This window comes from Sutterella sp. KLE1602 (assembly GCF_001578585.1).
GTDB classification, from domain to species: domain Bacteria; phylum Pseudomonadota; class Gammaproteobacteria; order Burkholderiales; family Burkholderiaceae_F; genus Sutterella; species Sutterella wadsworthensis_A.
In genome coordinates, this window is the sequence record NZ_KQ968549.1 from 1 (window position 1) to 6583 (window position 6583).

11 protein-coding genes are annotated in these 6583 nt (G+C 63.5%); all 11 read left to right on the top strand.

Features of this window, described 5'->3' with window-relative positions:
- Nucleotides 1–326: 326 nt before the first annotated feature.
- On the top strand, nt 327–572 hold the full coding sequence (locus HMPREF3036_RS07395; RefSeq protein ID WP_005435338.1) for a hypothetical protein: 246 nt from the start codon (nt 327–329) through the stop codon (nt 570–572).
- A gap of 106 nt (nt 573–678) precedes the next feature.
- Entirely contained in the window at nt 679–978 is a 300-nt protein-coding gene (locus HMPREF3036_RS07400) for a hypothetical protein (protein ID WP_062333103.1), read from the top strand.
- Between the two features lie 80 nt (nt 979–1058).
- The gene (locus tag HMPREF3036_RS07405; protein ID WP_005435342.1) at nt 1059–1508 is read left to right on the top strand and encodes a copper resistance protein NlpE; all 450 of its coding nucleotides are present in this window, start codon (nt 1059–1061) and stop codon (nt 1506–1508) included.
- A 117-nt stretch (nt 1509–1625) separates the two neighbouring features.
- Nucleotides 1626–1883 (top strand): hypothetical protein, encoded by a 258-nt coding sequence (locus tag HMPREF3036_RS07410; protein WP_005435344.1) that lies wholly within the window; start codon nt 1626–1628, stop codon nt 1881–1883.
- 371 nt (nt 1884–2254) lie between these two features.
- The gene (locus HMPREF3036_RS07415) at nt 2255–2749 is read left to right on the top strand and encodes a hypothetical protein (RefSeq protein WP_062333107.1); all 495 of its coding nucleotides are present in this window, start codon (nt 2255–2257) and stop codon (nt 2747–2749) included.
- A 98-nt stretch (nt 2750–2847) separates the two neighbouring features.
- Nucleotides 2848–3135, top strand: coding sequence for a hypothetical protein (locus tag HMPREF3036_RS07420; RefSeq protein ID WP_005435348.1), 288 nt, complete (start codon nt 2848–2850; stop codon nt 3133–3135).
- 47 nt (nt 3136–3182) lie between these two features.
- The gene (locus HMPREF3036_RS07425; RefSeq protein WP_062333111.1) at nt 3183–3422 is read left to right on the top strand and encodes a hypothetical protein; all 240 of its coding nucleotides are present in this window, start codon (nt 3183–3185) and stop codon (nt 3420–3422) included.
- A gap of 180 nt (nt 3423–3602) precedes the next feature.
- The gene (locus HMPREF3036_RS07430; protein ID WP_062333120.1) at nt 3603–4034 is read left to right on the top strand and encodes a hypothetical protein; all 432 of its coding nucleotides are present in this window, start codon (nt 3603–3605) and stop codon (nt 4032–4034) included.
- Between the two features lie 274 nt (nt 4035–4308).
- A complete protein-coding gene (locus HMPREF3036_RS12145) occupies nt 4309–4716 on the top strand; it encodes a hypothetical protein (RefSeq protein WP_082897405.1) in 408 nt (135 codons plus the stop codon).
- Between the two features lie 449 nt (nt 4717–5165).
- Nucleotides 5166–5543 (top strand): cupin domain-containing protein, encoded by a 378-nt coding sequence (locus HMPREF3036_RS07440; RefSeq protein ID WP_005435356.1) that lies wholly within the window; start codon nt 5166–5168, stop codon nt 5541–5543.
- Nucleotides 5544–6465: 922 nt separating this feature from the next.
- The coding region (locus tag HMPREF3036_RS11575; RefSeq protein ID WP_255358815.1) for an RRXRR domain-containing protein at nt 6466–6583 on the top strand (118 nt) is incomplete at its 3' end.

Below are 6583 nucleotides of genomic sequence, written 5' to 3' on the forward strand. Positions count from 1 at the left end.
GTTGTATAGATTATTTTCTAACTATTCCTAAGGCGTTTTGAGTAGGCGCATCTCTCGGGGCGGGCGGACCACACTCGGCTTTGCACGCCGTGCCGTTCCCGGATTTTTCGGCTTCTTTCCTGCTGCAACAGCCTCACGCAGTCGGACATGATTTGTTGCGCATAAGCGGCACGCCGACTGGCAAGATGTCTTCAACGGACGAACGACGGGAACCGAAGCGAAGGAAGCCCCGTCGGGCGGACCGCCATCCGAGAAACAGCATACATATAGGAGAGTGCGCGCAGGAGCAGGACCGACACTGCAAGCAACTGCACGCCGACGACATCATGACATTCAACGCCAAGCTTCTCACCGCCACCGCCGCCGCTCTCATCGGTGCCATCGCGCTCACGGGCTGCAACGAAGCCCCGGCTCCGGCCCCCGCCGCCGAACCCGCCGCGCAGACCCAGCCCGCTCCGGCCCCCGAGGCCCAGCAGCAGGCGCCCGAACAGGCTCAGCAGCAGGCTCCGGCCGAGGCCCAGAAGGCCCCCGAGCAGGCTCAGCCGGCCCCCGCGCCTGATGCCAAGAAGTAAGGCTTCGCCTTCATGACGGGAGGGAAGATCCCTCCCGACGCTTCGCCACGATCCATCAACCATATATTAAGGACGGACCCGCGCCACAACGCAGTCCGAACACATCATGACGAACACCATCAAGCTTCTCGCCGTCGCCTCCGTTTTCCTCGCTTCCTCCGCCTTTGCGGCGAACCCGCCCGCGGCTCCCGAGCCCGAAGCCCAGCCGACCGTCAAGGCTGCGCCCGCCGACCTCCAGGCACCGGCGCCCGTTGCCGACGTTCAGGATCCCGCGCTCAAGCTTCCCGTCGATCTGACGCCTGCCGACAAGGCGCAGACGGCCGACGAGCCGCAGCCGCAGGACGGCAAGCAGGCTCCGCAGCCCGAAAAGGCCGCCCAGCCTGACAAGGCCGGCAAGGCCAAGTAAACACAAGTCAAGCCGACAATTCCAGAGAGAGCGGCGCGCCGAATCCGACGGTGTCGGGTGAAGGCGCGCCGTCGTCACATATGAAGAACGCCTCCAGAATCTCCATCGCCGCCCTCTGCGCGGCCGCCGCCCTCGGTCTCGCGGGTTGCAATTCGCCTTCTTCGGGCACTGCGCCCGAGGCTGCTCCGGTCCAGGTTCAGGCTCAGGATCTCACGCCCATGCAGAAGGCCGCCGGCGTCTACGCGGGCGAACTTCCCTGCGCCGACTGCTCGGGCATCCGCACGACGCTCTACCTGAGGGCCAACGGCGTCTACACGCGCATCTCCGAATACGTCGGCCGCGACACCTTCGAGGACGGCGGCCAGTGGACGATCGACGAGAAGGGCGTCGTCACGATGACGCCCGCCGTCAAGGGCGGACAGCCTTCGCTCGCTAGGGTTGAGGAGGGTGCCGTGAGGCTTCTCAACGCCGACGGCGATGCCGTCGAGGGGCCGATGGCGGACCTTTATGTCCTCAAAAAGGATCAGTGATATAAACCCTAAGGTCTATGGAACGCCTCCCAGAGGTCGTGTAGACTCATGAGCACGGACCGTTGCCCGATCCCTCGGACACGGTCCGTTTTCCCAAGGACATTCCACAGAGACCATATGCAGACATCGAGTCCTCGTCTTGGCCCCAACGCTGCAGGAAGCAGGGGCGCACGCGATAATGCGCACGTCGTCACCCTGATCCAGGAGGCGCTCTGCTCGGGCGACGCACGATGCGTCGTCGAGGCCGTCGAGAAGGCCTGCCGACTCAAGGGCCTGCCCGTGCCTCACGAGCTTTACGGCGAAATGACGCTCGAGTCGCTCATCGCCGTCATGGCCGCGATCGGGCTTGATCTCAGGACCGAGAGACTCAACTGAGAGCCTCCGAAGTTCCTCAACTGCACCGACTTCAGGGCCGACCGCTCTCCGCGCGCCGGCCTTTCTGTTGCTTAAAGACAACGGATTTGCGCACGGACCACTGCGGCAGGGTTTCCGAGCATGATGTCACTTCCGTGGATCACGGACTGTCTCAAAACGCCTCGGCGAGCAGGCGTTCGAGCGAGATGCCCTGAGAGGCGCCCCTGCGGGCGGGGTTCGGCTGGGAGACGCAGCAATATTCTGCAAAGAAAGGGTGATGTTTCTGAACGCCAAGTGATTCCCGTTGTGGCTAGAATGAGTCCATGAGGGAGGAGATTGGTTTCTCCTGCAGGTCTCAAGGCTTCAAACGCATACGCATCGGGAGGTGCCGCATGCTTACACGCAGAAAGCTCATCATGGGTGCCGTCGCAACGGCGCTCGTCGGTCTGGGGGCGACGCCCGCGCTTGCGCGCGACGAGCGTCTTCTCGCCGACATTCTCTACGGGGTTTCCGACGCGCTCGTGCGCGACTACATCCGCGACCGCTACGAGGACGGCCGCTGGGACGGCCACTACTGGTACTACGGCGGACACCGCTACACGCCGCACGAGTACGGCCGCTACTGGGCTGAGGAATATCACCGCCAGCCGCCGAAGAAGCCCAAGAAGCGCAAGAAGCCGCATCCGCATCCCCGCGACTGGGACGATGACGACGATGATGACGACGACCGTCGCCGCCCGCACCACCGTCCGCCGCCCCCCGCCTCCACCTCACTGGGGATGACGGGAGCCGAGGGGCCCGATCCTGGCGGACGGGGCCTTCCGGAGACTTCAAGAAGGCAGCGACTCCGACGAGGAGTGCGCTGCCTTTCTCTTGGCCGCCTGTGAAGCGTGAACTTCGTTACGGGGTCCGTCGGGCTCGGGCATGCGGATCGCGCACCTGATAAGATCGACGGACGACAATGCCTTTTCTTTCGGAGACATTCATGACCGAAACCGCCGACGAGGCCCGCAGGCGCCTCGTGCTCGCCGCGCTCATCCTTCCTGTGCTCTGCGCCGCGCCAGTCGTCCCCGCCTTGTCCGCCCGGGCGGCGGAGCCTGAAGCGCCCGATGAGGAAGAGGATGACGAGGAGCCTCGCGAAGATCAGGACGACGAAGAGGAATCTGAGGAGGGGCCCCTCCATGACGACGACGCCGACGAGGACAGCGACGTGAACCACGGGTTCGACGAGAGGGCCGGCGATCGCGGTGACGACCGCAGCGCCGAGCATTGAGCCGCATCTGCGGCAGGATTTGAGAAAAGCCCTTGAGAGGAGTTTTCATGCTTTCGAGACGACGGATCATCATCGCCATGGCGGCCCTGACGGCCGCATCCCCCGCAGCTTCCCTTGCCGCACGAGCGGCGGCTTCGTGCCCGAGGCTTCAGGCTGAACGACGCGCGCCCCTGCAGCAGGACTTCACGCACGCCTGCGGCCGCTGCTGGGACGGGCACCACTGGAGCTGGGGCGGTCATCCGCTGCACGCCCGTCCGGGACGTCTGCTTGAGGCGCGCGAGTCCTGACGAGAGGGCGCAGGGGAGGGCTTTGCAAACAGCTCTTGTCTCCCTAAAACGACTGTGCCGCAGTAAATGTCAGTCTATATCAAGAGTGATGTCCAATTGTTGCGGTCGGTCTTTCCCTGAACGAGTGTTCACTAAAATGGCCTCATTCGAGCAGCAACCGTTGATGACAGGCGGCCGCAGATGCTCAACAGAAGAAAGGTTCTTTTCGGCGCCGCCGCCCTGATGGCCGCGGCCCTTCCCGCGATGCCCGTCATGGCGTCCGACAGCAGGCTTCTCGCCGACATCCTCGCGGGCGTCTCCGACGCCCTGACGCGGGACTACATCCGCAGGCATTATCAGGAAGGCCGCTGGGACGGCAGCCACTGGAACTACGGCGGCCGCCGCTACACGGCCGCCGAGTACGGCCGCTACTGGTCGAAGCACTACGAGGAGCGCCGCGAGCCGAAGAAGCCGTCCGGGCCCGCGAAGCCGCCGCAGCATCCGCAGCATCCGCAGCAGAAGCCCGGGCCTCAGGCCGGCCGGAATCCTCCGAAGGGACCGGGGCACGACAACGGCAGGCACGAAGGGCGCAAAAACGACGGGAGCCGCGACAACTGGGACGGCCCCCGCTGACTGAACGCTGCATGATGCCTTGATGAGCGGTCGAAAACGGAGAAGTGCAAGGGTGTCTTTACCCTTCTCCAGAAGGGCGGAGCGTGAGCTTCGCCCTTTTTTCGCCTGCGGGAGTAGGAAAGACATTGGAAACCCCGGCTTCATCCGAAGGGGCGGGCGGCGTCTGCGTCAAGAAGCTTCACGAAATGTACGAGACGTGGAATCCTGAACGAGCGTTCAGTAAAATAAGGTCGTCAGGTTCCAACAATGATTCCGTCTTCGTGAGGGAAACACCATGCTGACAAGAAGAAAGCTTGTGCTGGGCGCCGCGCTTGCGGTCCTCGTGCCTGCTGCGCCGGCGCTTGCCGCGCCGGATCCGCTCCTCGCCGACATTCTCTACGGCGTCTCCGACGCGCTGATCCGCGACTACATCTACCGCAACTACGAGTACGGCCGCTGGGACGGCAGGTACTGGTGGTACAGAGGCAACCGCTACACGCCCGCCACCTACCGCCGCTTCTGGATCGACGACTACTACAGGCACTATCCGCCGCCTCCGCCTGCGCACCGTCCGCCGCCGGGTCACAGGCCTCCGCCTCCGCCGCACTTCGACGGACCGGGCGGTCGTCCGCCTCCGCCTCTGCGGCCCCCGCACTTTGCGGGCGGAAGGCCTCCCGGAGGACCGGGCCCGAGGCCTCCGTAGCCTCCACACGGTCCGGGCCCGCACCCGCCGCATTTCGGCGGTCCCGGCCACAGGCCGCCGCATGCAGGCGGTCCGGGGCCCCGTCACCCGCACGGCGGCGGTCCGCGTCCGCCTCACTTCGGAGGTCCGGGCGGCAGAGGCCCGGGCGGTCCCGGCGGTCCCCGCTGACGCCGCTGCGCCTCAACCGGTCCCGCACTTCCCATCGGGATGCGGGCCCGAGCCCCATCCACGGACTCCCGACGGTCTCGATTCAGGTTCCCGTATTCGGATTGACAAACGTTCGGTGGCGAACTATCATTCTCGCCATGGAGGGGTGAAATGGCAGGCTGGTCATCCACAATGGCTGCCGAAACCTCCTCTTCAGACTGGAGACGGGTCCATTTGAGCCGTCTTTTTTCAGAAACATATGGTTCGACGACGAACGAATATTTCAACAAAGGACAATCATCATGACCGAAAACTTCCGCAGGATTTCGCTCGAATGCGCTCCGCGCACGGAGCTCCACGACGCCCTCGGCCTGACGGGCTGCGAGGTCTCCGTGAACGCGCTGCCCGCAGGCGCGGCCGTTCCGTTCGTGCACCGGCACGTGAAGAACGAGGAGGTCTACGGCGTCCTCGAAGGCAGGGGCGAACTCTACATTGACGGCGAAGTGGTCGAGCTCAAGGCGGGCGACTGGTTCCGCATCTCGCCCGAAGGCCGCCGCGCCATCCGCGCCGCCGCCGATCAGGGCATCCGCTTCGTCTGCATCCAGACGAAGGCGGGGAGCCTCGAAGGATTCACCAACGACGACGGCGTCGCCTGCGACGAAAAGGCGCCCTGGCTCTGAGCCCGCTCAAATTCACCTTCGCGGCCGTCCGTGTACGCATCCTTTCCTGGCTGCGCGTGCGGACGGCCTTCTTCGTCTTCCTTCCGTCTTCCTTCTGCCGTCTTCCGTTCGCGCCGGCCCCATCGGCAATTTCCCGAGGACGCCTTTTCTTAGCCTATCCTTAAGCTCCGGAGTGTCGTATAGTGTTGACACGCGCTCCGGGACCAGACGGGGCGTCGCCGAAACAAGAATCAAAAAGCCTCTTCGCATTGTTACGTGCTAAGTGTACCCCTTAAGTGGTAGCGGTCGTCTCCTTGGCTTGACCCTTTTTACGCGGTCGAGGAGGACCGTAGCATACAGCTGATGAAAAGCCAGCTGCTGCGCTCCCTCAGCGCTGCCCGGCTACCGTCGCCTGACGGGTCAAGGGGGCGAGGCATTTAATGGGGTGGCCGTTCGTAGGACGGACGGGGCTCCCCGTTCATTGCCGAAGAACCCTTGACGCGCTATCTGTTGCGCCATAATCGCGGGCTTGCCCGCCCACAGCATGTGGGCGGGTTGCCAAGCGGCGAGCGCAAGAATATACGTTGATCAGACATACCTCTTTAGGGGTACATTAACACGTAAATTTACGAAGTGCCATCAAAAAAGGAGAATCCCGTCAATAACCCCTGTCTGAAGACAGAGGCTTGAAAGAGCCTTTATTGACTAGCCTCAGCGCCCCTCTTTCGAGAGGCGCTACGTTGGTTGGGAATGTATAGGCACCGTGGGATGTACATCCTAGTTCCACGCTCTGCGGCCTGTGATTAAAAGCTCTGAGAGGTAGGAGCGGTGTTGCAGGCACCAAACCCCTTCCAACATTGGCGAAGGATGTCAACCCGGCCTTCGGGCCGTGTAGGCGGAACCTGCGGGTATCCGCAAAGGAGATGCTTTGAAAGTATTTGTTTTGAACATGCGCGGTCAGCCCTTGATGCCGTGCTCGCCTGCAAAGGCGAGGCATCTGCTCAAGGCAGGCAAGGCCGCGGTGAGACGACGAACGCCGTTCACGATTCAACTTCGAATCG